General features: G+C 71.6%; 1 pseudogene. It reads right to left on the bottom strand.

The features are described from left to right. Positions 1-836 (bottom strand): annotated as a pseudogene (locus AR3_RS30110) (IS5 family transposase); the annotation flags it as partial. Positions 837-899: the final 63 nt, after the last annotated feature.

The following is an 899-nucleotide window of genomic DNA, read 5'->3' as shown; positions in this document are numbered from 1 at the left end:
GATGGTGACGGTGGCGTGGTAGTGCCTGGCGAGCTTGTCGTAGCGGGTGGCGATGCCGCGGAAGCGTTTGAGCCGGTTGAAGCAGCGTTCGATCACGTTGCGGCGCCGGTAGCGGTCGCGGTCGAACCCGCAGCGGCGGTGCCCGCGCCGGGCCCGCGCGGCAAGCTGATCGGCGCGTTCGGGGATGGTGTGCGGGATGCGCCGCCGCCTCAGATAAGCGCGGATGATGCCCGTGGAGTAGCCCTTGTCGGCGATCAGGTGCCCGGGCCGCACCCGCGGGCGGCCCGGGCCGGTGCGCGCGATCCGAATGGCCTCGACCACGTCGATCAGGCGGGTGCAGTCGTTGACGTTGCCGGCGGTCACCGTGAACGCGAGCGGCAGGCCGCGCCCGTCGCAGGCCAGGTGGATCTTGGTGGTCAGCCCGCCGCGGGACCGCCCGAGCGCCTGCCCGGCCTCCTGGCATGCCGGTTTCGTCCCCGGGCGCTCCCCTTTTTGCGGGCCCCGGCGGCGTACTGGTGGGCGCGCACGATGGTGGAGTCCACGCAGACCGCCGACCAGTCCACCGCGCCGATCGCGTCGTCGTGGGTCTGGACGCGGGCGAGCAGCCGGTCCCAGGTCCCGTCCGCGCTCCAGCGGCGGAACCGCTGGTAGAGGGTCTGCCAGGGTCCGTACCGTTCGGGGATGTCGCGCCAGTCGGCGCCGGTGCGGATCTTCCACAGGATCCGGTTGATCACCTGCCGGTGGTCCCGCCACCGGCCGCCGGGGCCGGTGTTGACCGGCAGCAGCGGCTCGATCCTGGCCCAGGCGGCATCGGTCAGCTCGTGTCGGCGAACCATGGCCCCTTATCAAGCCACAACCACAAGATCCAGATCCGCCAGATCCGCAAAACAGGCCCTAGG

This window comes from Actinomadura rubrobrunea NBRC 15275, from assembly GCF_001552235.1.
In the GTDB taxonomy this organism is placed as follows: domain Bacteria; phylum Actinomycetota; class Actinomycetes; order Streptosporangiales; family Streptosporangiaceae; genus Spirillospora; species Spirillospora viridilutea.
Note: the sequence above shows the minus strand (reverse complement) of the source record. Positions and strands in the feature narration are given on the sequence as shown.